The organism is Silvanigrella sp. (assembly GCF_044369315.1).
GTDB lineage: Bacteria > Bdellovibrionota_B > Oligoflexia > Silvanigrellales > Silvanigrellaceae > Silvanigrella.
In genome coordinates, this window is sequence record NZ_JBIPMD010000005.1 from 14,244 (window position 1) to 39,102 (window position 24,859).

Annotated in this window: 20 protein-coding genes; 9 read left to right on the forward strand and 11 right to left on the reverse strand. The window is 31.2% G+C overall.

Annotated features, from left to right (window positions below; all coding sequences use genetic code 11):
• Nucleotides 1–223 precede the first annotated feature (223 nt).
• A complete protein-coding gene (locus ACIQ56_RS01075) occupies nucleotides 224–1,687 on the forward strand; it encodes a hypothetical protein (protein ID WP_397599236.1) in 1,464 nt (487 codons plus the stop codon).
• 123 nt (nucleotides 1,688–1,810) lie between these two features.
• Here the strand turns inward: ACIQ56_RS01075 and ACIQ56_RS01080 are convergent, their stop codons facing one another.
• The 9 genes from ACIQ56_RS01080 to ccsA all read right to left on the reverse strand — a co-directional run bounded on the left by ACIQ56_RS01080 (nucleotide 1,811) and on the right by ccsA (nucleotide 9,745).
• Nucleotides 1,811–3,205: a TIGR01777 family oxidoreductase gene (locus ACIQ56_RS01080; RefSeq protein WP_397599237.1), complete on the reverse strand. Its 1,395-nt coding sequence runs from the start codon at nucleotides 3,203–3,205 to the stop codon at nucleotides 1,811–1,813.
• An 80-nt stretch (nucleotides 3,206–3,285) separates the two neighbouring features.
• Nucleotides 3,286–3,603, reverse strand: a complete 318-nt coding sequence (gene grxD, locus ACIQ56_RS01085) for a Grx4 family monothiol glutaredoxin (RefSeq protein WP_397599238.1) — start codon at nucleotides 3,601–3,603, stop codon at nucleotides 3,286–3,288.
• Between the two features lie 37 nt (nucleotides 3,604–3,640).
• Nucleotides 3,641–3,895, reverse strand: coding sequence for a BolA family protein (locus tag ACIQ56_RS01090; RefSeq protein ID WP_397599239.1), 255 nt, complete (start codon nucleotides 3,893–3,895; stop codon nucleotides 3,641–3,643).
• Between the two features lie 28 nt (nucleotides 3,896–3,923).
• On the reverse strand, nucleotides 3,924–4,433 hold the full coding sequence (locus tag ACIQ56_RS01095) for a hypothetical protein (RefSeq protein ID WP_397599240.1): 510 nt from the start codon (nucleotides 4,431–4,433) through the stop codon (nucleotides 3,924–3,926).
• A 110-nt stretch (nucleotides 4,434–4,543) separates the two neighbouring features.
• Nucleotides 4,544–5,290, reverse strand: coding sequence for a hypothetical protein (locus ACIQ56_RS01100; protein ID WP_397599241.1), 747 nt, complete (start codon nucleotides 5,288–5,290; stop codon nucleotides 4,544–4,546).
• Nucleotides 5,291–5,303: 13 nt separating this feature from the next.
• Nucleotides 5,304–6,401, reverse strand: coding sequence for a hydroxymethylbilane synthase (gene hemC / locus ACIQ56_RS01105; RefSeq protein ID WP_397599242.1), 1,098 nt, complete (start codon nucleotides 6,399–6,401; stop codon nucleotides 5,304–5,306).
• 28 nt (nucleotides 6,402–6,429) lie between these two features.
• Complete coding sequence (gene hemA / locus ACIQ56_RS01110; RefSeq protein WP_397599243.1) at nucleotides 6,430–7,809, reverse strand: glutamyl-tRNA reductase; 1,380 nt, start codon at nucleotides 7,807–7,809, stop codon at nucleotides 6,430–6,432.
• Nucleotides 7,810–7,819: 10 nt separating this feature from the next.
• Nucleotides 7,820–8,869, reverse strand: coding sequence for an asparaginase (locus ACIQ56_RS01115; protein ID WP_397599244.1), 1,050 nt, complete (start codon nucleotides 8,867–8,869; stop codon nucleotides 7,820–7,822).
• 24 nt (nucleotides 8,870–8,893) lie between these two features.
• Nucleotides 8,894–9,745, reverse strand: a complete 852-nt coding sequence (gene ccsA, locus ACIQ56_RS01120; protein ID WP_397599245.1) for a cytochrome c biogenesis protein CcsA — start codon at nucleotides 9,743–9,745, stop codon at nucleotides 8,894–8,896.
• A gap of 121 nt (nucleotides 9,746–9,866) precedes the next feature.
• Here ccsA and ACIQ56_RS01125 point away from each other — a divergent pair, with 121 nt between their 5' ends.
• The 3 genes from ACIQ56_RS01125 to ACIQ56_RS01135 are packed head-to-tail and all read left to right on the forward strand — an operon-like array spanning nucleotide 9,867 to nucleotide 12,477.
• On the forward strand, nucleotides 9,867–10,253 hold the full coding sequence (locus tag ACIQ56_RS01125) for a J domain-containing protein (RefSeq protein ID WP_397599246.1): 387 nt from the start codon (nucleotides 9,867–9,869) through the stop codon (nucleotides 10,251–10,253).
• Between the two features lie 40 nt (nucleotides 10,254–10,293).
• Nucleotides 10,294–10,986 (forward strand): hypothetical protein, encoded by a 693-nt coding sequence (locus ACIQ56_RS01130; RefSeq protein ID WP_397599247.1) that lies wholly within the window; start codon nucleotides 10,294–10,296, stop codon nucleotides 10,984–10,986.
• A gap of 12 nt (nucleotides 10,987–10,998) precedes the next feature.
• The gene (locus ACIQ56_RS01135; RefSeq protein WP_397599248.1) at nucleotides 10,999–12,477 is read left to right on the forward strand and encodes a M20/M25/M40 family metallo-hydrolase; all 1,479 of its coding nucleotides are present in this window, start codon (nucleotides 10,999–11,001) and stop codon (nucleotides 12,475–12,477) included.
• 333 nt (nucleotides 12,478–12,810) lie between these two features.
• Here the strand turns inward: ACIQ56_RS01135 and ACIQ56_RS01140 are convergent, their stop codons facing one another.
• The gene (locus ACIQ56_RS01140) at nucleotides 12,811–14,796 is read right to left on the reverse strand and encodes an alkyl/aryl-sulfatase (protein ID WP_397599249.1); all 1,986 of its coding nucleotides are present in this window, start codon (nucleotides 14,794–14,796) and stop codon (nucleotides 12,811–12,813) included.
• Between the two features lie 481 nt (nucleotides 14,797–15,277).
• Between ACIQ56_RS01140 and ACIQ56_RS01145 the strand changes: the two genes are divergently transcribed.
• Nucleotides 15,278–17,407 carry a hypothetical protein gene (locus ACIQ56_RS01145; RefSeq protein WP_397599250.1) on the forward strand — a complete coding sequence of 710 codons (2,130 nt, stop codon included), beginning with the start codon at nucleotides 15,278–15,280 and terminating at the stop codon, nucleotides 17,405–17,407.
• A 46-nt stretch (nucleotides 17,408–17,453) separates the two neighbouring features.
• Here ACIQ56_RS01145 and ACIQ56_RS01150 read toward each other — a convergent pair whose 3' ends face one another.
• Nucleotides 17,454–18,122, reverse strand: a complete 669-nt coding sequence (locus tag ACIQ56_RS01150) for a lysophospholipid acyltransferase family protein (protein ID WP_397599251.1) — start codon at nucleotides 18,120–18,122, stop codon at nucleotides 17,454–17,456.
• Between the two features lie 231 nt (nucleotides 18,123–18,353).
• Between ACIQ56_RS01150 and ACIQ56_RS01155 the strand changes: the two genes are divergently transcribed.
• From ACIQ56_RS01155 to ACIQ56_RS01170, 4 genes are all read left to right on the forward strand, one after another.
• On the forward strand, nucleotides 18,354–19,889 hold the full coding sequence (locus ACIQ56_RS01155) for a tetratricopeptide repeat protein (RefSeq protein ID WP_397599252.1): 1,536 nt from the start codon (nucleotides 18,354–18,356) through the stop codon (nucleotides 19,887–19,889).
• A 55-nt stretch (nucleotides 19,890–19,944) separates the two neighbouring features.
• Entirely contained in the window at nucleotides 19,945–21,768 is a 1,824-nt protein-coding gene (locus tag ACIQ56_RS01160) for an acyl-CoA dehydrogenase (protein ID WP_397599253.1), read from the forward strand.
• 226 nt (nucleotides 21,769–21,994) lie between these two features.
• Entirely contained in the window at nucleotides 21,995–22,996 is a 1,002-nt protein-coding gene (locus tag ACIQ56_RS01165) for a C1 family peptidase (protein WP_397599254.1), read from the forward strand.
• Between the two features lie 258 nt (nucleotides 22,997–23,254).
• Nucleotides 23,255–24,646 (forward strand): O-antigen ligase family protein, encoded by a 1,392-nt coding sequence (locus tag ACIQ56_RS01170; protein ID WP_397599255.1) that lies wholly within the window; start codon nucleotides 23,255–23,257, stop codon nucleotides 24,644–24,646.
• Nucleotides 24,647–24,859 lie beyond the last annotated feature (213 nt).

The window sequence follows — 24,859 nt, forward strand, 5'->3', positions numbered from 1 at the left end:
ATAATTCATTTTAAAAGTTTCAAGTATGAAATTAAATTATTAAAATTATTATTTTTTTTTCTTTTCTTAAAAACCACATTGAAAAACAGATTTATCAAAAAAATTAGCGGCCTGGTTGACAAAAAAAATACCCTATCTTATCTTCTGGAAGTCTTAGTTTAGGGTATATATTTGTTTTTTTTATACACTCATATACAGCTTGTTACTGCTAAAGGAGTAATTTGTGAAAAAGTCCGTATTACGTAGTTTAACGATATCAGCTTTATCTCTTGCTGGAAGTACAGCATTTGCACAAGAAAACAAATCAACAGTTGAAAATAAAGAACAAAAAGTAGCCCTCGATGCCGCTGGTACAACGGGTGGTACTTCATTTTCTCAAGATCAAATTGATGCCTTAAAAAAAGAAATGGAAAAAAAAGATGTTACTGAAAATAAAGTAACATTTGCAGGAATTATACAACTAAATGCAAATACGAGTGATTCACAAAGAGTGAGTACACCTGATTTTACAGCAGGTAAAGTTCGTTTAGGCGTAAATGTATCTGGCGGTATTGCATCTGGACAAGTTGAAGTTCAACTTCGTGGTAACCAACCAGCAACACAGACAGTAGCATCCGATACAGCGACAACAACAAATGGAGTTACAACTCAAACAACTAGCGGTGATAAAGTTAACGGAGCTGTTACCATTCGTCGCGCTCAATTAAACCTTGACGTATTGACAGTTAAAGCAGGCGAAAATACCTTTACAACAACACTCTCCTTAGGTGGAATTCGTATAGGAAACGCAGACGCAACAACTCCAGACGCTGCTTGGACAACAACAGGTTTTGGTCGTCAAGACGGTGCTTACTTAAAAGAAGCACTGGCTTTTGGAAAAAAAGCCAGTGTTGAAGTGGGTTTTGGCGCCTTTAATAACATTATAGCATATGCAAACCCTGGTTATACAACAGCTTCTTCTGGAACAAGTGGTAGTGGTTATACCTGGGATGCCAGTTCTTCCACGAAACAAGCAAATTGGGAAGGATCTTCATTCAGCCAATCTATTGGTTTTGCTGGCCATTTAGCTGCAAATGTAAATATTGATGATAACCAATCAGTTGCGTTAAAAGGCTTTTTTGGTACCCAAGGAAACTCTCCAACAAATCAAGATTCTTCAGGTGGTCTTACTCAAGCAAGAGATGTAACTCACGTAGAAGCATCCCTTGTATATAACCACGCCGGCATTTTTGGAAGTAAAGGAAATATTTCCGGAAACGGCTTTAGCGTTTATTACGAAAATGAAAACTTTGGCAAAACAAAAGATGCAACAAAAAATTCCAGTGGTGATTTTAACTACACAAATTCTGCAGAAATAGGTGATGATTCCCACACAGCTTATTTACTCGGCTTTGCTTTAGCTGCAGACTCTTCCAATTATTTAACAAATATGATCCAAAAGGGGGATAGATTAACTTATGCTGCTGCCTACGCTATGGCTAACGTAAATTACTCTAGCTCTGCATTATCACAAAATTATAATAACGGACAGATTACGGCTTCTGTTGGTTATGCTGTAAATACTTTTGAAACTGCGTTTAACTTTGAATATAAAACATCAAATATAAATAGCTACACAGATTCCAAAGGTGTTTTAAATCAAAAAAATGCTACAAAAACATACTTAACAGCAGCATATTCATTTTAATTCCTAAATTAAAACCAACTCCTGCTTAAAGTAACAAAAGAAAATTCCCTTTTAAAAAGGGAATTTTCTTTTTTATATATAAATTAACTTTTAATTTAGGATTTAAATAATAAATAAAACGTTTTAAACACCCAAACAATAAGTAAACGCATCATGCAATTGAGAGTGCAAAAACTCATAACCATTTTTTAAAGCTTTCACAGGTTTTGCGTGCTGCCCCGATAACAAAAGCTCTCTTCCCATTTCACCAAAAAGAGATTCCACAAAAAGCTCAGGAATTCTTAACGAGCTTGGTCTGTCTAAAGTTTGTGCCAATAATTCAGAAAATTGTTCATTGGTAACCGCATGAGGAGCAACCGCGTTGACAGCACCTTCTATTTTTTTATTTGAGATGGAAAATAAAATAAGGCCAAGAACATCTGTAATAGAAATCCAAGACATCATTTGCCTTCCCGATCCAAATGGCCCACCTAAACACAAACGAAAAGGAGTATACATTTTTTTTAAAACACCACCAGACAAAGAAATAATGGTACCAAATCGTAAGTTAACAACTCGGATTCCTGCTTTTTCGGCTTCACGTGATGCCATTTCCCAATCTTTCGCTAAATTTGCAAGAAATCCATTCCCAAGCTTAGATTCTTCATGCAAAATATCGTCATAATCACGGCTACCAAATATTCCAATTCCAGAAGCAGAAATAAAAGATTTTGGAACTGTTTTTAATTGTTTTATAAGTGCATTACAAATTGCTGAAGTAAAATGAACACGACTGTCGATCAATTCTTTTTTTCTTTCTTCACTCCATTTTTGTGCTGCAATATTTTCTCCAGCTAAATGAACAACAGCATCGAGATCTTCTAATATTTCAGGATTGACAAATTCTTTTTTTTCGCTATCCCAAACTGCAAATTGATTGGAACCTTCTTCTAATTTATAATTTGTTCTAACAAGCTTAATAACTTCATGACCACCAGAAGTCAGAAATGGAACCAAATTACTTCCTATTAATCCCGATGCTCCTGTTACTAAAATTTTCAATTTTTTCTTTGAGTATTTAGAATGTAAAAACAAATCATATTTTAAAGTCCGATGCCTGTAAGTAAACATTTTATTTAATTTTTCATCAATAAATTTATTACCAAGAAAACGAGATAACATTCCTATTGGTAAACTATATTCAATATGATCTATAATTTTAGATTTTTTATCATCAATTTTTTCAAATTTGTGAAGGTGTTTGAAAAAAGCAAAAGGACCTTGAATTTGAATGTCTTCAAACTGTTTATTTTCAATATAATTTTGATGTTGTGCTTTAAAGACAAAAGGAATAACACCTAAATTCGTTTTAATGGTAATGGAGTCGCCATCATAAATACTGCCCTCTTTAGAAATAATTTGGGAAGTCATCCAAGGAGGTAACATTCGTTCAAAAGCACCAGATCGCCTATGCCATTGAAAGGCCTCTTCGCATGAAACAGAAAGAGAAGAACTTCTAGTAAAAGAATGAAGACGCATAAAAAAAACTCCTGATAAAACCAGATTCTTGAGTTTATCAGGAAACAAACAAATTCAAAACAAATTACAAACAAAGATAATTATTTTTGCAATCCAAGCTTTTCATGTAATTCACCAGATTGAAACATTTCTACAAAAATATCACAACCACCGATAAATTCTCCTTTAATAAAAATTTGAGGAGACGTTGGCCAATGATTCATTTCTTTTAAAGTAGCCCATAACTCAGGATCGCTATCCATATCGTCGGATTTAAAAGGTCTACCAAGTTCATTAAGAGTACGAATCACCTTTGCAGAAAAACCGCAACGAGGTGCCTGAGGTGAGCCTCTCATATAAACCATGATTTCATTATTTTTTACATCTTCTTCAATTTTTGATTTCCATTGCGAATTCACTTCAAACTCCTCGTATTTAAATATAAAATTTTTTATTTTATTTTGATTTTTGATCATTCCATTGTTTACGGGTTAGGGCTTTAATCGTAAGAGCATGAACTTCACCCGTATCCATTTCTTCTTTAAAGAGATCCATTATCATTCTATGCCTTTTTAAGGAAGCATGCCCATCAAAAGAATCGGAAATAACGACCACGGAATAATGGTCCGTTCCTCCTGAAAATTCATTTACAAGACACTCCGAATCCGGAATGCCTTCTTCAATTCGATTTTTAACCTCATGATTTAACATGAATAACCTCTACATATAACATGATAAATTAAGGATGTGTTGCTACCACCAAACGCAAAGTTTGGGGCAATGCTCTACATCCAGAAACTAAAAATGAACTCAAATAATTTTGAGCCACAAGCTCTGGGTTTACAAGTTGTCCATCATTAACGCAACGCCAAAATATACCAAGTTGCTCATTTTGTTTTGGTTCAAAATCAAAAGATTGAAAATTTCGTTCGGTATCCACATGAACTTGTACGGTACGAACACGAATGACTTTTCCCACTAGGGAAATTATCATTTTATCCCCGCCTTTAAGAATAATGAGACCAGGTCGAGGTTGGCTTATTTGTAAGACCCGAATGGCTTCGTCAGGTTTGGCATCTCCAATGATTTCATTAAAATGGTATGAATAATTCATCATTAGGTTACAAAGTTCTTCTAAAAAAACTTGAATTGAAAAACTAATCATTTGAGTATGAATAGATTGACTTAAAGATTTTCCTAAACTAACCCTTGCAAGGTTTTGTATCCAGAGCTTTTCTGATTGCTTCATTTTTAGATTACCTCAAGTAAGCCTGTATCATTAGAAATCAGGATTACCTTACACTTAATTTAGGTACCACTCTCCTTAAAATAATAGCGGAACCCTTTTTAAAACTGTCATTAAGAAATATCCCTGTCAATTAAATTTAACTCTAAAAGAACTTTTTGTGCGGATTTTTCCCAAGCTGAAAAGAAAATAAATGATGGTAAGTTAACTGGGCTCGTTACATTAAAAAAAGCCATTAGTAACTTTATAATACTATTTAATATTTGACCAGATCTCGCTACAAAAACAAATTCTGTATTTTGCGATTGTAAATTTGAAAATAAGGAGTTTAAAAAGGATTTGCTTAAATTATCATCTAAATTTTTTAATGTATAAATAGAAAGAATATCTGGTGAATAATTTAAATGATCTTTATATTCAATTACAATTTTTTTAGATATTCCAATAATTGAAGTAAAAATATATAAGGAGTGATTTACATTTAATATTTCATTATATTGTTTTAACAAGGGTAAAAGACCATTTTCAGTTTTTGGATAAAGGATCTCACTTGAATTTTTAAGTAAAAAATCGGGAAGTTCATTTTGAATAGCATTTGCCGTATTTTTACCAACAGCTCCAATGTGATAGCAATTTTGCCATTGATTTTTAGGAACTTCATTTAATAAATTCAATTTAAATGAAGAAACAGCATGTTTACTTGTAAAGCATATTGAAAATTTGTTGGAAATAGGTGGTTTCCAAACAATTGGAACGTGCAAAACTTTAAAAATAGGAAAAAATAAATGAGAGGAATGCTTTGGCGGATCGCCCTCAATTCCACATTCGACATAAACTGTCTGATGATTCCGTATTCTCATTTATAATTAATTCCTACAGATTAAAATAATTTAACTCACTAACCTCCAAAAACCCTTTCTCAATTAAAATTTCATTAATATTTTTAGCATGTGTTGAGTGACATAAATTTGCAAAAAATATTGAAAAATCGCCCTTACTTTCAAGAAATAAAGTTTCAATTTCAATAAGTGAGGAACTCTCTATTTTTATAATCGTTTCTTTATGAATTAAATTACGCCCACAAATAATATGTAGATTATTATTTTCAAAATAGACACCAATAGAAGAATGACAATCTCCGCCTAAAAGAGCTAAAACCATTCTCTCAAGACCTGCTGCTATGCAAGTTTTTTTACAATTTAGTTTATTTAGATTAGAAATTAATTCGATATCATTTTCTATGGCTTCTACTGCAATGACACCTTGAGCGGTAGCAGGAATAAATTTTTCTGATGGAAGAAAAAACATATTTTCTTGATTTAAAAAACCCAATCTTTCAAGTCCTGCTTCTGCTAAAATGATAGCAGAAAATTCATTATTTTTTACTCTTTTTAATCGCGAATCTACATTGCCACGTAAAATTTGCAAATTTAAATGAGTCGAAAATATTTTTTTTAATAACATTTGTCTTCGTGTACTTGTTGTCCCAATTTGTTTTTCCATAAACAATTTACTGGACAAAAGAATAGATTTTAATTTTTCAAAATCAATATTTTGTCTCTCACTATCTGTCAATAAATTTAATTTTGTTTCTTCTAAAACTTCAGGAGAAAGAATAAGAACATCTCTTGCTCCAGCTCTAGGCAATAAAGAAACAACATTTAAACCTTTTGTTTGAGTGACGGGTAAATCTTTCATGCTATGAACAGCAACGTGTGCTTTTTTAGATAAAAGAGCTTCTTGAATCTCTTTTATAAATAACCCTTTTCCTGTCGTTAAATGATGAGAATCTTGATTCTCATCTTGCAATTTAACTTCTGCTAACTGTGACTTTTGCATTTTATCGCCAGTTGTTACGATAGGTAATAATTTTGTTTGAACACCCTGAGCTATTAGTAATTTTTGAATTGTTTCTGCTTGCCATAAAGCGAGCATACTTTTTCTTGTTGCAATATGAATAATTTGAGACATTAAAAAAACTTTCTAAAAAAGAATAAACTTAATTATTCCTTGTGTTCATTTTATTTTTAATGGGGAATTTAAAGACATTATCTTCTTTTTGAATATTTTCAGGTAATAATGGCTGTTCTGAAAGATGAAATAAAAACTCAAGGAGATCCCCAACCGTACTTTCTTCAGTCTCAATTTTAATATTATTTTTTGCTAAATAAGCAGCATAAGAAACTAGTTTTTTAGCAACAGCATCGGATATTACATTAGAATCTATTTTTTTTCCATTATTAATATCACGAATATATCTTGTTACTTCATAGTCTACTACATTTTTTACCCAACTATGAAGCCGCCCTACGTTAGCAAGATTTTCTTTTTGTTTTGTTGTTATAAGATAATCTTGAACTTCAGACTCAATTATTTTTTCTGCTAATAAAGCAGCGCTCTTTCTACTTTCTCTGTTTTTTTCCATTACTAAATCGAGATCGTCAACATTAAATAAAAATAAATTGTCCAAAGAAGAAATGTCAGGGTCAATTTTTCTTGGCACACTGATATCAACCATTACAGAAAGTTTTCCATAACGTTTTTTTGAATATTCTTTCATATGATTTTTTTGAATTAAATATTGATTTCCCGATGCGGCAGCAATACAAATATCAAATTCATGAATACGATGTACAGCATCTTCTAATTCTAGTGGCCACGCTTGTCCAAGCTCTAGAGCTAATTTTTCAGCTTTAGCAAACGTTCTATTAGCAATAAATAAACTTTTTGCTTTTGAAAATAACAAATGTTGTGCTGTGATTCTGGACATTTCTCCTGCCCCAAAGAGCACAATTTTTTTATCCTCAATATTATCGAAGACCCGTGAAATGATATCAATTGAAGCATGGCCAATAGATATTCCGTTTTTTCCAATATCCGTTTCTGTTCTAATTTTTTTAACAGCTCGAAAACAGCGGTTAAAGATAGGTCCAGCTAAACTTTGAACATAACCAAATTCAGTTGATTTAAGATAGGCATTTTTAACTTGCCCTAATATTTGGGGTTCCCCTAATACCAAAGAATCTAAACTTGCTGTTACTTTAAATAAATGCCTAATTGCATTCGCATCATAAAAAATATTTAAATAATTATGAATATGATTTGTTACAGACTTATTTTTATTTAATTTAATTTCTTTATTTAATTCAGAAAATACCTGTATTACATGTTTTTCATTTACATTTCCAAAAAAACAAATATCAAAACGATTGCAAGTGCTAATAACAACAAATTCAATAAAGAAACTAGGAAATAAATTTTTTAAAATTTCATTTATTTTTTCTGGAGTTCCTATTGAAGCCCATTCTTCACGCAACTCTACAGGACATGTTTTATAATGCACTCCGCAGTATGTAAAGAAATGGTTTGCTGTTGTCATAATTTAGCACCTAATCTTTTTTTTCATTTATTAAAACAGGAGTACATTCAAATGCCAAAGGTGTTGCAAAAAACTCATGTCTTTTTTGAAATGGAATTTTCCTACCTAACATAACCATCAGTTTTACGCTAGTCGCTTCAAACGTCATGTCTAACGCTGAAATGGCGCCTAAACCAGAAAACACTCTTCCATTCTCATATAAATCTAAAGCAACTGCCCCAGATTCACATTGAGAGGCAATCACAATAGGAATTTCTCGATCTAACGCTTTTTCAAATAATTCTAACCAATTTTTATTGCCAATAGGTAAATTACCTGCACCGAATCCTTGAACAATAATACCACTGGTAGAAGCTAATAAGGCATCAATAAAGCTTTGTGAAGGAAGAGCGCCAGGGACACACAATAATGATGTGATATTTCCATTTGCCAAAGAATTAATAATAGGAGGATGCCTTTTGGCTTCGGGTAAAATAGATTTTAGTACTTTATGATTTAATTTAATATTTACGCCAAAGCTTCCAATTGTCGGAGAATTATAACTCTTATAAGCATATAAATGCTCATTAGAATACTTTGTTGCCCGGGTCGCTCTGTGAACTTTACTGTCAAAACAAATTAAAACCTCAGGTATTCCATAAGCAGCAAGCTCTACTGCATCGATCATATTTACGCGTGCATCACTTCTTAGAGCAGTTAAGGGTCTTTGAGATCCTGTAAAAACAACAGGCTTTGTCAAACCTTCTAAAAAGAAGGAAAGAGCGGTTGCCGTCCAGGCCATGGTGTCGGTTCCATGGATAATGACAAATCCGTCAAATTGAGACCAGTTTTCTAAAATTGCATTGGAAAGCTGGATCCACAAATCAATATTTGCATCGGAGGAATCGATATTACAAACAACATTGAGATCGATATCTGCAAGAGATGCGATTTCAGGAACACGTTGTAATAAATTTTCTAATAAATGAGGAGATTGTTGCTTAGAGGCCGTATGATTATTGCCTCCTAAAACCATTGCAAATGTACCACCCGTATGGAGTATGAGAACTCTTTTTTTCATAATTTAAGTAACTCTTCCCGAATTTTAAAAGTACTGCCAAATTGTACCAAATAATCCCAAAAGCAGGAGGATCATGCCAAAAATTGCCAACTTAGCACCTTTTCTCCCACGCCAGCCCCAAAGGCTTCTGCCAAAGATCGTCATCACATACCACCCCCAAACTAAAAATGCCCATAAAATTTTAACAAATCCAACTTGGACAGCTATTTTACCGACAAAAATCAAGGCAAGTCCTGAGAAAAGACTAAAAGTGATAAAGGAAAGACCAATTAGCGAAGAGCGTTCTACTAATTTCTCCAAACCAGAAAGGCTTGTTGGAGAAGGATTTTTCACTAACTTTCTTTGTTTTAATTTTCGATATTCTCTTAAATATAAAAGTGATGCACAAAAAGCGGCAACAAAAATAGCTTCCCCTAAAGCGGCTGTACCAACATGAAAATAAACCAGCCAATCAACAGAAGTCGCTCGATATAAAGGTTTTGGATCGAGAAAAGGTGTAATTGTTACCATTAAAAAAATAAGCGCACCAACTAAAAAAGAGAAGGAGGGAAGTCCTTCTTTACCGCGATCAATAATGATAACTGCAATTGCGAGTACCAAACAGATGGCCGTATAAACTTGAGTTGTGAAAGTATTAATTGGTAAAATAAATTCAAGAGTCGCATAAATAACCGTAAATACAGAAGCTAATATAAAAAAGACCCGAGCGATAAAATGAAATTTATCGGAATGCTTTTTATCTCTCGCTTTTAAACTTAACGTATAACCAAAACACAAAACAGCAAAACCAAATAAGGCACTCATAGCAATACGAGAGACGGCTTCAAGCATAAAAATATTGCGAATTAAGTTCTCTTGAAAAGAAAGATTTGGCATGTCAGTATTTAATTCCTTTTAATTGAGCTTGAATGCAAAATGGAGTTCCATAAAATGCATTCAAACAGCTAAAAAGCGCTTCGATCCAATAGACATATAACAGCAGGTGGACGATTCCAACATGGATAACGATTTTATTGATGAAGACCTATTTGAAGCTATACGAAGAGATGCTGAAAAAAAGAGGTTAAAAAAATTAGAAAAACAAGAGCGTCTTGAAAAAAGAAAAATAGCCCTTCAAGAACTTCAAAATATTTTAGAAAACAAAAACCTTGATACAGAAAATGATTTTGATTCTTGTTTACTTGCTGCAAATAAATATAAAACAGGAACAAAAGATTGGGCTTTTGCTTTTTTAAATTTATCCGAAAATAATAACCCAAAAGAAATTAGAGATAAATACATAAAACTTGCCCAAAATTGGCATCCAGACAAAAACTCTAAAAACTCGAATGAAGCTATGAAATGCCTGAATGAAGCTTGGCAAATATTGAAAAAAAATATATAGTTTTTTATTTTAAATATTATGATAATAGTTAGGAGAAAAAATGTCTCAAAATAAATTAACTAATATTTCAAATACAGACTCAAACAAAATTAATTTTGAAATTTTAAATAAAAGTCATTATCATTCTGCATATCATTGCATTGAAAAAACGTTGAATGAAAGTATTACATTATTTTCATATATTAAAGTTCCAAAAGAAGATTATCATTCCTTTATTGAAATTTCCTTAAATAAAGCAATTCAACTGGGTTTAAGTTATGTTGCGATTGATGTGACCACAAAAGAAGTGGTTGCCATAATCATTTCAAAAGATCTTACCGATGAAATTTCCCCAAATATCACATCAGCAGAAAATAAACTTCTTATTATTTTTAGTTTAATTAAAAAATTATGGGAACCATATCAAAATCACGAAGAAATGTTTCTAAAAAATCAAAATCTCCATTGCCTTTTGGCTGCTACTTTACCAAGCCATCAAAGAAAAGGAATTTTAAAAAAACTATTTCAGCTTACAAATAATCTTGGCTTTGAAAAAGGTTTTAAAAACATAATCGCGGAAGCAACCAGTAAATTTAGTTTAAACTTTATTCAAAACAGCACTCAATATAAAGAATTAAATTCTATCCGCTATAAAGATTATGAAGTAAATGAAACTAAACCCTTTCATAATATTCAACCCCATGAAAAATGTGTTTTAATAAGTATACCTATTACAAATTTAATCAATCAATAATTGCGAGAAATTATGAACAATATAAATCATACTCACTCTTCCACTTGTGGCTGCAAAAATGAAAAAGGGGATCCTCTTTTTACAACAGCCCCTTCGGCTGCAACTCAAAAAGCATTAAATTATTGTGAAAGTAATTTAAAGAATGAATACGAAAATTTAAAAAAACTCGTTAAAATTCCAAGTGTCAGTTTAAACGGATTCGATGAAAATGAAGTCAAATTAAGCGCAGAAGCAACCGCAGAAACATTGCGAAATGCGGGATTGGAAAATGTCGAAGTTTTAGAACTTGCTAAAGGAGTTCATCATTATGTTTATGCGGAATGGCTCCATAAACCCGATGCTCCCACATTGTTACTTTATGCGCACCATGATGTTCAACCTCCAGGACGTGAAGATAAATGGAATTCAAATCCGTTTATTCCCACAGAAAAAGACGGAAGACTTTACGGCAGAGGCACTGCAGATGACAAAGCAGGAATTATTGCCCATACCGCTGCTATTTCAGCATACTTAAAAACGATGGGAGAACTTCCCGTTAATGTAAAAGTTATTATTGAAGGCGAAGAAGAAATTGGAAGCAATAATTTAGCTCAATTTGTTCGTTCTCATAAAAATAAATTAAAAGCAGACGGAATTATCGTAACAGACTGTGCCAATGTCGATTCTGGTATTCCAAGTATTACAACAGCATTAAGAGGACTTGTTGCTGTTGATATTGAAGTAGAAGCATTAGATCACCCCGTGCATTCTGGTTTGTGGGGAGGAATTTTACCTGATCCTGTAATAGCATTATCTCATATTTTAGCATCTTTAAGTGATGAAAAAGGAAATATAAAAGTAAAAGGAATTTTAGATGATATTAGACCCTTAACAAATGAAGAAAGAACTCATTTTTCTAAACTTAAAATGGAAAATATTGCCAGAGGAGCTACGGGATTATTAAATGGTTTGCCATTTATTGCTCCTGAATCGGAATTTGCAGAACGTTTATGGCGTTATCCTTCTCTAAGTATAAATGCAATTCAAAGTGGTTCAAAAAAACTTGTAAGTAACATTATTCAAGATGCCGCATGGGCGCGTGTCTCTATTAGAATAGTGCCAGATATGAAACCGCAAGATATTCTAAATAAGTTAACAAAACATATTGAAATGATATGCCCTCCTGGTTTCCGACTTAAAGTAACATCAGAATCTGCAAGCAATTGGTGGTCCATAGCAGATCCCAAAGCGGATGTTTATCAAATTGCGGCACGTTCTCTTGAAAAAGGATATGCACATACCACCCAATTTATTGGCTGCGGCGCTAGTATTCCTTTTGTTCAACCACTGTCTGACGAGTTTGGAGGCATTCCTGCGATTTTAGTCGGAGTGGAAGACCCCTATACAAATGCCCATTCCGAAAATGAAAGTCTTTTATTAAGCGATTTTAAAAAATCAATATTAGGACAAATTCATATGCTTGCTGATTTAGCAAAATACAAAAAAAGTTAAAAAATATCCTTTATAATCCTATTTTAAATCCGATAATTAAGATAAAGTCTAACTTTACGTAATTAAAGGGTTTTATGATTTTCCAAAAATTAAAAATAATGAATCTTTTATCATTCCACATAAATATGATTTTAAGTTATAAAAAAAAATTTTTGCAACTTTTTAGAATTTGTTTTTATTTATTATGAAAGGATTTATATGAACCATTTAGCTAAATCAAAACTAATTTTTTCATTTATTATCTTAATAATATTATATAGCATTATATATTAAAAAAAGTTACAATATAAATATATTGTAACTTTTCATTTGTTTTTATTTACTTACTTATCTTTAATAACCTTTCGTCTTTTTTTCTATTTTTGGTTCCACAATAGGAAACCAAAATTCCGACTTTTCAAAAGCACCTAAAAAGGTAATTAGTTTTTGTTTATCACCAACATAATTAATATCCATATTTTTTTGAATTTTTTTCACAGAATCTTTATTTATAAATAATTCTTTGAACTGTGATTTTGAAATATTGATATTTCCATTTGCATTTGGATCTTTTTTATCTTTCCAGTATAGTAAAACTCCACTTTGCACAGCAATTAAAAAATTGCTGTTTTCTGTTTTTATTTGAGCATTATCTGAAATATTTAAATTAAATGTAAACTCTTCTTCACCAATTTTTGCAGGATTTAAATGAACCGCCATATAATCTAAAAACATTTCTGTACTCATGCCATTTATGATATCGGATGAGATCGTAGTTGGAGAATTTGCATTATTTGGAGTTCCATCTCTGAGTTCTTTTGCACCTGTTAAATAATAATTCCGCACGGCACCAGACTCCGCTTGATAACCAAGTTGTTCAAGAGCATCTGCTCCTAAATAGCGGGCGTTTTGATTTTTAGGATTCGCAAAAACAAGCTTATTCGTTAAAGTAGCAGCCCAACGATAATCTCCATTTTCAAAAGCCTTATGTGCGCTTTCTAATATTTTTTCTTCACCGATCATTTCTACATATTTTTTTGCTTCTTCAGTTGGTGTATGAGGATCATAATTGGAAGGGTTTCCATCCCACCAACCTTGATACAATTGGTAAGTAGCGCGGACATTGTGTTTTAAATTACCGTAATATCCACGATTCGTAAATTCCTTCGCAAGGCTGTCTGGTAAAACAAATTTTTCTGCAATTTCATGCATTGTCAAACCTTGATTTGCCAATCGCAAAGTTTGATCATTTATATATTTATATAAATTTCTTTGTGTGTTTAGTTGTTTTACAACACTGGCATTCCCGAACTGAGGCCAATGATGGCTACCAAAAGAATATTGAGCTTCATTACCCCATAGCTGAATCACTTCATCGATCACCCGAGACCATTTTGCAGGATTTCTTACTTTTGCACCCCTCATTGTTAAGGTATTATGCAAAGTATGGTTTATATCTTCAGACAGACAAATTGCTTTATGATCTGGAAAATAAAATAACATTTCAGCAGGAGCTTCTGTTTCTTCAGCCATTAAATAAACAACTTTTACTCCGTCTACAGTATGTGTTACCTTAGCGGATTTTTCATCTATAAGTTTATTCGGTTCCATAAAAGTTATGGTACCTTGAGAAGTGGCTAAACCAAGTCCACAACCAACACCACCTTTTGCATTGATATCAATTAAATTTCCATACATATAAGATGCTCTACGGCTCATTACATTTCCGGCAAGAATATTTTCACTTAAAGCTTCTTCGCTAAACCCAGCAGGTGCAATATATTCAACTTTATTTTCAATAACATCTTTTTCATTTAATAAAGCTTTAATTCCCCCAAAATGATCAACGTGACTATGAGTAATAATAACAGTTGAAACTCTTGTTTTATCTTTTAATTGTAATTTTTCACTTAATGTTTCATTTATTAATTTTAATGCAGCATCCGCTGTTTCTGTTGATGTCATTGTATCTATAACAACCCATCCTGTTTTACCACGGATAAAAGTTATATTAGATAAATCTATGTTTCTAACTTGGTAAATATCATCTGTAACTTTAAATAAAGCCTGTTTATTAACCAATTGTGATTGACGCCATAAACTTGGATTCACAGTTTCAGGAACTTTTTCGGTATTTAAAAAGTTAAACTGTTTAAAATTCATGACTATATTATTTTCTTTACCATAGATTATATCTGCAGGGAAATCTTTTTCTTTATTTGCATTTGCATCTTCAATATCATTTTTATTTTCAAAAGGTAAATAATCTAATATTTTTTTATTCGTTTCAATAGTAAACTTAGTAGCGTCTTTTTGCGATTTATTCAAATTATTTATCATAAGAAACCTCATATAAAATAAAATAATTACTAACTCACCAAAAATCCATCCATCTGATAACATAATATAAATTATTATACAAGTCTGTTAATTTAAATTTTAAAACAATATATTCATGGAATACAATTATTTATTTTAATTAATACAGAAAAAATAAAATTCAATACATTAATAATAAAATTATAAATATTAATTATCATTATTTATAAAGAATAATTAATATTTATAAATTAAGAAAATAGATTACCATATAAAAAACAAATACGTACTAATATACTATTCCGTTAATCATTATAATATTAAAATAATAAATTTAATCAAATCATTTAGAGCAGCACATTTTGATTAATTTAATGTAATTATTCAATTTATATTAAAACAATTTTTATATCTTTTTAAAACAATACTAAGCGCTTAATAAAGTAAATTTAATTCCGATATTTCTAAAGTAGTTCGATTTATTAGATTTTCTGGAGGTAACATGCATTATCCAAACAAAATTCAACAAACCATAAAATATAAATTATTTATGAGTGTTGTTTTTTTAACAACTCTTTTTACGATTACCTCATGCTCACAAGGTGGAGGCAGTAGTGGAAGTGGTGGAAACTCACAAAATGTTACTGCTAATGTAATAAATGAAAATCCACCTCCTAATACACAAAATTATTTATTAATAGGTGCTAAAGGAAGAAGCGGCAAAGGTGTTGTGTTTAAATGTAATTTAGATGGAACTCAATGCGCCGAATTTATTGGAGGTAACATCCCATTTATTTCATCTGAACCAACAGAAAAAAGTATTAAGTTAGCTAAAGGTGATAATTTTGGATCCAGTATTTCAGGAAACCAAAATTTTATTTATATTGGCTCAGAAGGAAAAAGAGGAAAAGATCAATATAAGAAAGCGGATCCAACATCTCATAATGGAACCGTATATAAATGTGACTTAACAGGAAAAAATTGTGCTCAATTTGATTCAGAAACTATAAATTTAATTACAAATGATAATTTTGGAAGCAGCCTATTCGCGACAAAAGATAAAATTTATATTGGCGCTCCAGGAAGAGATAGTGGCGATACTGTTCCCTCTTTGTCTCCAAATTATAAAGATGACATTGGCGCTGTATTTCAATATGATATAAATGGTATTAATGCCTCAGAGCTCATTGCTGGCAAAAATCAAAGTAGCAAAATAAAATCACAACTAAATAGATTGGATCACCTAGGAACAAGTATATTTGTTACAAATTCTTATATTTATATTGGTGCTAAAGATAAAAATGGTGGAAATGGTGCTGTTTTTAAATGTAATTTATCTGGAGATAATTGTGTTTCTTTTAAAACAGAAAATTTAAATTTAATCACAAATGATAATTTTGGAATAAGCTTAACTGGGAATGGTGTAAATCTTTTTATAGGAGCCATAGGGAGAGATAGCGGATTAACTAGCCAATCAAACTTATATGACACAGGAAGTATTTTTAAATGTGATTTTAATGTTGGTAATTGTACCGCTTTTTTAGGTGGACAAAATCAAGAGAGTAGAAAACAATTAGATCTTTCTGTAAATGACAATTTTGGATCTAGTATTATTGCAACAAGTGATTCTATTTATATTGGTTCAATGGGTAGAAAAACAGATTCAAACAAGAGAACAGGATCTGTTTTTAAATGCAATATTGATGGAACAGGATGTATTGAACTCATTGCAGGAAAATCAAAAACAATTACAAGTGATAGCTTAGGATTAAAAGATGGGGATTTATTTGGTTCGAGTATAACTATTGTTAATTTACCAATCTCAGAAGCTTCACATGTATTAAACGAAAATTGTTCTGATTTCAAAATAATTCCAAATGATGTCATCAATAATACAAAAGTTACGTTATGCAATTTATTAGTTGACGCAAATAAATCAAATACAAGCTTTGTGAATGCTTATAGCAAAATGAATGCTTCCACAGTAATTTTAAACGACTCTCAAGGCAGTCTCCGTCAAATCGACTCCAAAACAGGTAACTATATTGGAGCTGGATCCGTTTATGAATATTGGGGTGTCCGTGATTGGATCAGTAGCAATCCTAATGATGCTTATAATGCGAATAAAAAAATAATTGCTTTTGGTGAGATTGCCAATAGCATTCCACAAGTAGGAAATATTTGGAAAGGAATTTGGGATATTCGCTTTGTTGATGATAAAGGTAATATATTAAAAGCAAAATCATTAACGTTGGGAGCTTATAGTGGCCATAATGCAAACTATAGTATAGAAAAAACATTAGAACCCATTTATGTGGCAAATGTATACGCTGCTTTTGTTATTAACACAAATGAAAAAGAAAATCTCTATTTCTTAAAAAATGATGGGAATTATGATATATTAGATACTGAAAAATATAGCATAATAGGGAATGGTAAATTAAATGATCTTTTTAATATGCTTCCTCCAAATGAAGTAAATTCAATTAAGTTTATTATTAAATTAAATGATAAAATTGCTTTATATAGAAAAATAAATAATCAATTTCAAGGATATTATCTCATATCTATCAATGACATTATTCAAAACAACTCAAAAGGTAAAGTTACTTATGTGCAATTAGCAGATTGATTAAAAAGATCCTTGTGTTTATTAAATTAACAACTCTCGGATCTTTTTATTTTTTATAGATGTGGGAATATAAATCCGTTGCCCTTTTTTGGACATTTTCTAATACATAATCTTCATATTTCAGATCATCTTGAATATTTAAATCTTGTTTTTCAGGTATTTTTTCAAAATGAACAGAAATCTCACAAAATGGAAGTGGCACTAAAAATCGATCCCAAGAGTTTACACGAATTCCCTTTGGAAATCCAAAAAATCTCCCTTTTAAAGCATGCGCATGAATAAAAAACAAAGGGCCTTCAACAGCACGAGCGCAACCTATAATACCTCTTTTAGGTACAAAAGGAGGGCCTTTCGGTCCATCAAAAGCAATGCCTAAACTTTTACCAAGTTTTCCTGCTTTTTGAAGTTCTAAAAGTGCTTTTTTCCCCCCTCTACTTGAGGAACCTCGAATCATTTCAAATCTTCTTTTAATCAGCAATTTTGCAATAAGTTCACCATCACCGCTTAAACTGGATATTAAAACCACGTTCGGGCGAACAAGGCTATCCACTCCTACAAAACATGCTAAAATAGCATTATGCGGACAACAGAAAACTACATTTTTACCAATTTTCCAGAGTTCTTGAACTTGCTCAAATCCTGTTAACTTAATTTTCGCAGTTTTTACTAATAACAAATAATAAAAATAACCTAAATAAAATAAAATCCTTCTCATTTTAATCGCTTTCTTGCTTTTTCAAAATGGGAAAAAGCAGTTTACAAGGCATTAACATATAATGCTTTTACCTGATCCACTCAAGATTCTTAAATAAATTATATAAATTAATAATATCAAATACTTAACCAATAATAAGTGTCAAGCTTAATAAATTTATAAATAAGTCGATATGCAATATAGGCATAACTTGCTTCACAGCATTTTAAAAATGCTGAGGAAGGAATTGGATTGAAAAATAAAATATTATATTTTTCTATTTTAAATATATTGTTACTTTCTCACTTCGAGACTCTTAGCAGTGTGAATCCATATCCAGTATCTAATAATAAAAAAGTAACTAATTCCAATAACGAAAATTCTTCAAAAATTTATCGTGAAGCAAAATCAATACTAATAAATGCATTACCAGGAGAACAGTTAAAAGCAGAAAAGCTTTTGGTAGAAAGTATCAGATTAAATCCCAAAAACATTGATGCTTATATTGAACTTTCAAGATTAATTCAACAACAAGTTTCCCAAGGTTACAGACATCCTTATGAATTACAAAAAAGTATCGAGCTTATAACAGAAGCGAATGAATTAGAGCCAAATAGACCTAAAGCCTTATTTGCAAAAGCAGATATTCTTTATTATTCAGGACAACCAAAAGCCGCAGAAGATCTTTATGTGGAAACCCTTACAAAACTCCCCGATCATCTCGATTCTTACATTGAAAAAGGTCGCATTTTTTCTGAAAGAAATCCAAATGAATCTTTATTAAATATTGAGCTAGCTCTTAAAAAAGGAGCAAACACAGACGACATCTCTCAATCTGCAGCTACAGCAATTTCAAGATTAACAAAACCAAGTGAATTAGGATTTTCTTTAAAAGAGTTTGCACAAAAATATCCTGACCGTTGGATTTGGCACAAAGCAGCATTGGCATTTATAAATATCAAAAATTATAATGAAGCGACGATTTGTTTTGAAAAAGCGATTTTATTAGGTAACGATGTTGAATCTCGTTTACAGCTTTCCGTTATGCAATACAGCCTCCAAAATAAAAATAAGTTAGCTATCAGTAATCTTAATAAATTAATTACTACTATATCTAAAAGAAAATACATATCCCCATCCGCCTTATCACTTGTCTATGCTCATTTATCAATGGCAAATTTTAAAGATAAAAATTGGGAAGACGCATCTGTAGCAGCTCGATATTCTGCAGAAACAGGAAATGATAATAAACAATTTTATGCTTCTTTAGTATCAGAGTATAAAAAATTAAACGCTTTATATATTTTAGAGGGTTCTTTAAAATATTTGATAAAAGAAGAACCTGATTATATGTTACCCTATAGCGTTTATGGAGAAATATTTAGAAATCTCAAAAAATATGAAGATTCCATTGAAATGTACAATAAAGCATTAGCTTTAGATAATACAAAAGATGATCTTTTTGCAGATAGAGCAATCTCATTTTATAAAAATTTAGATTACTCAAATGCTTTAAATGATTTTAACTCTGCCTTAAAGTTACGCCCACACACTGCTATTTATATTTATAACAAAGCATGTATGCTTGCTCTTCTTGGAAAAAAAAGTGAAGCACTACAAAACTTGAAACTTGCACTTATTGAAGATAAAAAACTAATTGAACTTGCACGTTTTGATTCCGACTTTGCTTCCATAAAATCAGACTCGGAATATTCATCTCAATTTGCATCCCTTATTCTTGACGATGCAGATGATAAATTAGTTGCAACAGATTCTGGCTCTAAATAGAGGTTTTTAAGAGTTAACATCTTATGACTAAATATATTTCTCAGGAGAATAAAGCATGGCTGCGAATAGTTCCTTTATGGTAGATAGAAGAGAAATTGAATTTGTGCTTTTTGAATATCTAAAAATTCAAAAACTTTTTGATATACCCTATTATTCCGATCATTCCATCGAATCTGTTGGTGAAATGCTAACATCAGCTATTACTTTATGTAATCAATATTTAGGGCCTCTAAATAAAGTCGGCGATCGTATCGGATGCACTCATAATAAAGAAACTAAGGAAGTAACAACTCCTCCTGGAACAAAAGAAGCTTATAAACAATTTGTAGATAATGGATTTCTTACCCTTTCCGACTCCGAACAAGCCGGAGGAATTCAAGCTCCAGGCATTATTGCGTCTGTTTTTATGGAAATATTTTCAAGCGCAAACCAAGCTTTTACAATGTATCCAGGACTCACAAAATCGGCTTCTCATGTGATAAATCACTTTGGGGAAGAATGGATGCAAAAATTCTGTATTCCTAAAATTGCTTCTGGGGCATGGACAGGAACCATGTGCTTAACAGAACCTTCTGCCGGAAGTGCTGTAGGTGATTTACGTTCCACTGCGAAACGCGGAAAAGACGGCTCCTTTTTAATTAAAGGTGTAAAACAATGGATTTCTGGTGGAGAAAATGATTTTACGGAAAACATTCTTCATCTTGTTTTAGCACGTATTGAAGGGGCGCCAGCAGGAATTGAAGGAGTTAGTTTATTTTTAGTTCCAAAATTTCGTATTGATAAAAATTCAGGAAAAATTACAGGAAAGAACGATCTTTATTGTATTTCTCTCGAAGAAAAAATGGGAATTCATGGAAACTCTACCTGTCTCATGAGTTTTGGAGATAATGACGATTGCCAAGGATTTTTAATTGGAAAAGAAAATCAAGGCATTAACTATATGTTTCTTATGATGAATGAAGCAAGAATCGGGGTTGGCTTACAAGGTTTAGGCCAAGCTTCTGTTGCCTTTTTAAATGCAGAAGGCTATGCTAAAGAACGCATTCAAGGCGTTGATATTTCAGCAAAAAAAGACGCTTCAAATCCTCCAAGAATTGCTATTGTAAATCATCCAGATGTAAAACGTATGTTACTTAGACAAAGAAGTATTGTCGAAGGCATGCGAGCTTTATGTTATACTACAGCACTTATGCATGATGAATCAGAACATTCAACAAATGAAAAAGACAAAAAAAGAGCCCATGGATTTCTTGAATTATTAACTCCAATTATGAAATCTTGGTGTACCGACATGGGATTTTATTCCATAACTCAATCCATTCAAACTTATGGTGGCTATGGTTTTACGAAAGATTATCCCGTGGAACAGCTTTTAAGAGATTCCAAAATCACCTCAATTTATGAAGGAACAAATGGAATTCAAGCTCTCGATCTCGTTGGTCGTAAAATGAGAATGGAAGACGGCCAAATTTTTATGAGTTGGCTTGGTCGTCATGGCTCCTTTGTAGAAAAAAATAAAGAACACAAAGATCTTTCCCAAGAAATGCTCATGCTCGGAGATTATGTCTCTAAAATTGGAAGAGGCGCAATGCACATGAGTGAAATTGCAAAAAAAGGCAATAAACATGCCGCAATTTTAAATGCATATCCATTTATGATGGCTTTTGGACATACTATAATTTGCGGGCTTTTATTAGAACAAGCTGTTTTAGCATGTGAAAAATTATCGAATTCTAATCTTTCTGTGAATGATAAAAAGTTTTATAATAACAAAATTAAAACAGCTAAGTTCTTTACTCATCATGTTTTACCAGAAGCAAAATCATTTTTAGCAAGCGTTTTATCTCCAGATATATCTTGTTTAGATTTTGAATTTTAATTTTAATATAAATTAATTTTTTCGAATTTTGAAAGGTTTTAGTTTTTACTAAAACCTTTTTTTATTATATAAATGAGAATAGAAAAAAAATTCCTAAAGAATTAATTCACCATTCATCATAAATAATATTGACGAAATTTTTCTTTAAATTTGAAAATAACTGACGAATACAAACACGAATTTTTTCTTTTTGTTCCGTTAACTTATTTATTTAAAGGAGATTTTTATGCGATCGAAAATTAATTTTAATTTACTAGTTTGTGGTTTTTCATTAATTTCATTTTCTTCTTATTCTCAAGAAAAAAATTCAGCTTTGGATTATTTTAATTTAAATGGATCCATCGAAATGAATTTAGAACAAAACACAGAAAATAATTTACTAACAAACTCTGATACTATATATAAAAAAATAAATTTTATGAAAATAGATCTTACTCAAAAAATGATTGATAAAATTGACAATGCAAACAAGGAAATGAATTTAACAGGTGGAGAATATGATTATAGCAAAGGAATAATACGCTTCAGTGATTCCCAAGGTGCCGTTGACCTTGGAATGGCGAATGTTCCTGTACTTGATCAAGGACAATATGGAACATGTGTTACTTTTGCTTCAACAGCTATACTTGATGCCCGTTTTAAAATGGGAGATTATCTTGATCAACAATGTTCCCTTGCACTAGACTACACATTAGGAAATAATTATTGGAATGGAGCCTATACTGCAAATAATATTATTCTTCCCTTAAAAAAATATGGATTCATTGCTAAAAATTATTGTTTTGGATATCGTTATCCTTCTCCAAATCAAACTGTTAACTTAAATCAATATTATAATACTAGTTTTAAAGGTTATTCCGATTCTATAATAACATATAATATGAGAGCTGACCTAAATGAAATTATCAAGGCTTTAAATTCAGGTTATAGGGTTGCAATTGGATTTATTTACAATGGAGATTTTCCATCCACAATGATAAAAAAAGAGGGAACTGTTCTTTCTAAAAATCGTGGCGGCCTTTGGGCATGCACCCAACCGAGCTCCTCTTCTAATCGTTGTGTAAGAACAAATGCAGGACATGAGGTTATCGTGATTGGATACGATAACAATCAAAAACTACTTAAAATTAGAAACTCATGGAGTGCAAACATGGGTGACAATGGGGACTATTATATGACTTATAATTTCTTTAATGCAATGGCAAATGAGCAGACGGTTGTTCCTTAATTTTACTTTTAAGAAATCTTAAATAAAGAGCATTTTTTTAAAATCCTTCCTTACAAATTTCTCCATTCGGGCTCTTCTTCCCTTTTTTTTCAAAGTAGGTCATAAAATAAACAATAATTTTGAGTAGAGGATACCCTTTTTAAAAATTATTTTCAGCTATACTGAGATAAACCCTTTGACCTAGTAATGAAACGAAGTGAATCTTAATATGTTATTTAATTTATTATACTCTTCACAACCCTTTCATAGGAAATATGCATGCTAATAAATACTATATTTTTTCTTTTGCCTTTTTTACTTTATTTAGGGATTGCTTTACAAGGAGCATCCTTTTATTTAATTTGTATTGTTTTACCATCTCTATTTTTTATTTTAAACAAAAAAGAGATACCAAATTTTATTTCAAAAATATCAATATGTTTAATTGCTCTCCATATTATTTTTCCAATTACAAATATAATTAACTATTTTTTCCACGACAATCTTTTTCCAAATTTCGAATACACAATTGAATTAAAATGGCCTAGTATTTTGCAAAGTAATTTTCCATCCTCCCTTTTTATTGGTAGTATTCTTATTTTAATTCTAACCCACTTTAGTAAAAAAAATGTGAATGCAAAATTAAAAGCAAAAGATATTGAAATCATGCCTTTAAAATATTTTCTTTCTGGTTTATTTCCAGCATCCATTTTTATTTGTTTGGCATTAATATATCAATATAACTCTGGAATTGATTACCATTCTTTTAAAGGAAAAATTCTAGAAGACACTGAATTACTAGATAACGGAAAGTATAGAACAAATGGTTTTTATGGCCATCCTCTCACGATTGCAGGAGTTGGGTTAGCTTACGCTTCTTTTGCATGGAGCTTATTATGGCAATCTATTACAAAAAAAAGCTCTTTTTCTATCAACTTTATTTTCTTTCAGCATAAAAAATATTTACCTCAAATTTCATTAGCAATAATTACTTTTTGTAATTTTATTATTGTAATTTTAAGTTCAGGAAGAACAGCTGGAGTTGCTTGTGTACTTATGCTTGCATTTGTTCCCTTTATTTTAGGAATAAGAAAAAAGCCAGTAATCACCACATTAACAGTTATTGTTGTCTTAATTTCTAGTTTCTTTATTGGTAAAAAATACGGATTAATAGAAAGAATCGAATTTACTACAAATTCAATTACACAGTCACATTCTTTAGATACTGGAAATTATCGCCAATATTTTTGGAAAGTTTACACTCAAATGTTTATTGATAAACCAGTAGTTGGTCAGGGTAATTACTGGTTAAAAGCAGGAGTACGTGAAAATTATTACAACAAAATGGGATACGAAAATCTTCCCGAAAAATATAATGCTCATAATAATTATTTAGAAATTTTAGGAAGTGGTGGGCTTCTTGCTGCATTTTGGATACTTACATCTTTAATAATTATTTATATAACTCTAAGAAAAAAATTAAAAGAACAAAAAAAGGAATATAGCGTTTTGCCTTTTTGTTTATCTATTATGATCTTTTCAAATTTAGTACACGCTCTAACCCAAAATGTTTTTTTCGATTCTTCTGTTGTTTATATATATATATCTTTACTATATGTAATAATGTGGCAAATTGCTGTTAATGAAAAATTTAAATCAAAATCCTCTTAATATTTTTTAACTTACTATATTGACATAATTAAATTAACATATTAGTTTCGCGATTGAAGTGTCGGCATTTCATATTTTTTTTACATAATTTATTTAAAAACAATTTAATAATATATTATGCCAGTTAAGAGTTGAGAATGTGTTTTTAGAAAAAGAATATGTACTTAAAAAGGCATGCAGAAAATCTTCCGAAAACATGGACAAGCAAGCCCT

Coding starts and splice junctions, on each gene's coding strand:
- ACIQ56_RS01100 (WP_397599241.1), bottom strand. CDS start 5,290: ATGAGAATACGGAATCATCAGACAGTTTATGTCGAATGTGGAATTGAG.
- hemA (WP_397599243.1), bottom strand. CDS start 7,809: ATGACAACAGCAAACCATTTCTTTACATACTGCGGAGTGCATTATAAA.
- hemC (WP_397599242.1), bottom strand. CDS start 6,401: ATGTCTCAAATTATTCATATTGCAACAAGAAAAAGTATGCTCGCTTTA.
- ACIQ56_RS01165 (WP_397599254.1), top strand. CDS start 21,995: ATGCGATCGAAAATTAATTTTAATTTACTAGTTTGTGGTTTTTCATTA.
- ACIQ56_RS01125 (WP_397599246.1), top strand. CDS start 9,867: ATGGATAACGATTTTATTGATGAAGACCTATTTGAAGCTATACGAAGA.
- ACIQ56_RS01170 (WP_397599255.1), top strand. CDS start 23,255: ATGCTAATAAATACTATATTTTTTCTTTTGCCTTTTTTACTTTATTTA.
- ACIQ56_RS01095 (WP_397599240.1), bottom strand. CDS start 4,433: ATGAAGCAATCAGAAAAGCTCTGGATACAAAACCTTGCAAGGGTTAGT.
- ccsA (WP_397599245.1), bottom strand. CDS start 9,745: ATGCCAAATCTTTCTTTTCAAGAGAACTTAATTCGCAATATTTTTATG.
- ACIQ56_RS01150 (WP_397599251.1), bottom strand. CDS start 18,122: ATGAGAAGGATTTTATTTTATTTAGGTTATTTTTATTATTTGTTATTA.
- ACIQ56_RS01090 (WP_397599239.1), bottom strand. CDS start 3,895: ATGTTAAATCATGAGGTTAAAAATCGAATTGAAGAAGGCATTCCGGAT.
- ACIQ56_RS01115 (WP_397599244.1), bottom strand. CDS start 8,869: ATGAAAAAAAGAGTTCTCATACTCCATACGGGTGGTACATTTGCAATG.
- ACIQ56_RS01130 (WP_397599247.1), top strand. CDS start 10,294: ATGTCTCAAAATAAATTAACTAATATTTCAAATACAGACTCAAACAAA.
- ACIQ56_RS01140 (WP_397599249.1), bottom strand. CDS start 14,796: ATGATAAATAATTTGAATAAATCGCAAAAAGACGCTACTAAGTTTACT.
- ACIQ56_RS01080 (WP_397599237.1), bottom strand. CDS start 3,205: ATGCGTCTTCATTCTTTTACTAGAAGTTCTTCTCTTTCTGTTTCATGC.
- ACIQ56_RS01160 (WP_397599253.1), top strand. CDS start 19,945: ATGGCTGCGAATAGTTCCTTTATGGTAGATAGAAGAGAAATTGAATTT.
- ACIQ56_RS01145 (WP_397599250.1), top strand. CDS start 15,278: ATGCATTATCCAAACAAAATTCAACAAACCATAAAATATAAATTATTT.
- ACIQ56_RS01135 (WP_397599248.1), top strand. CDS start 10,999: ATGAACAATATAAATCATACTCACTCTTCCACTTGTGGCTGCAAAAAT.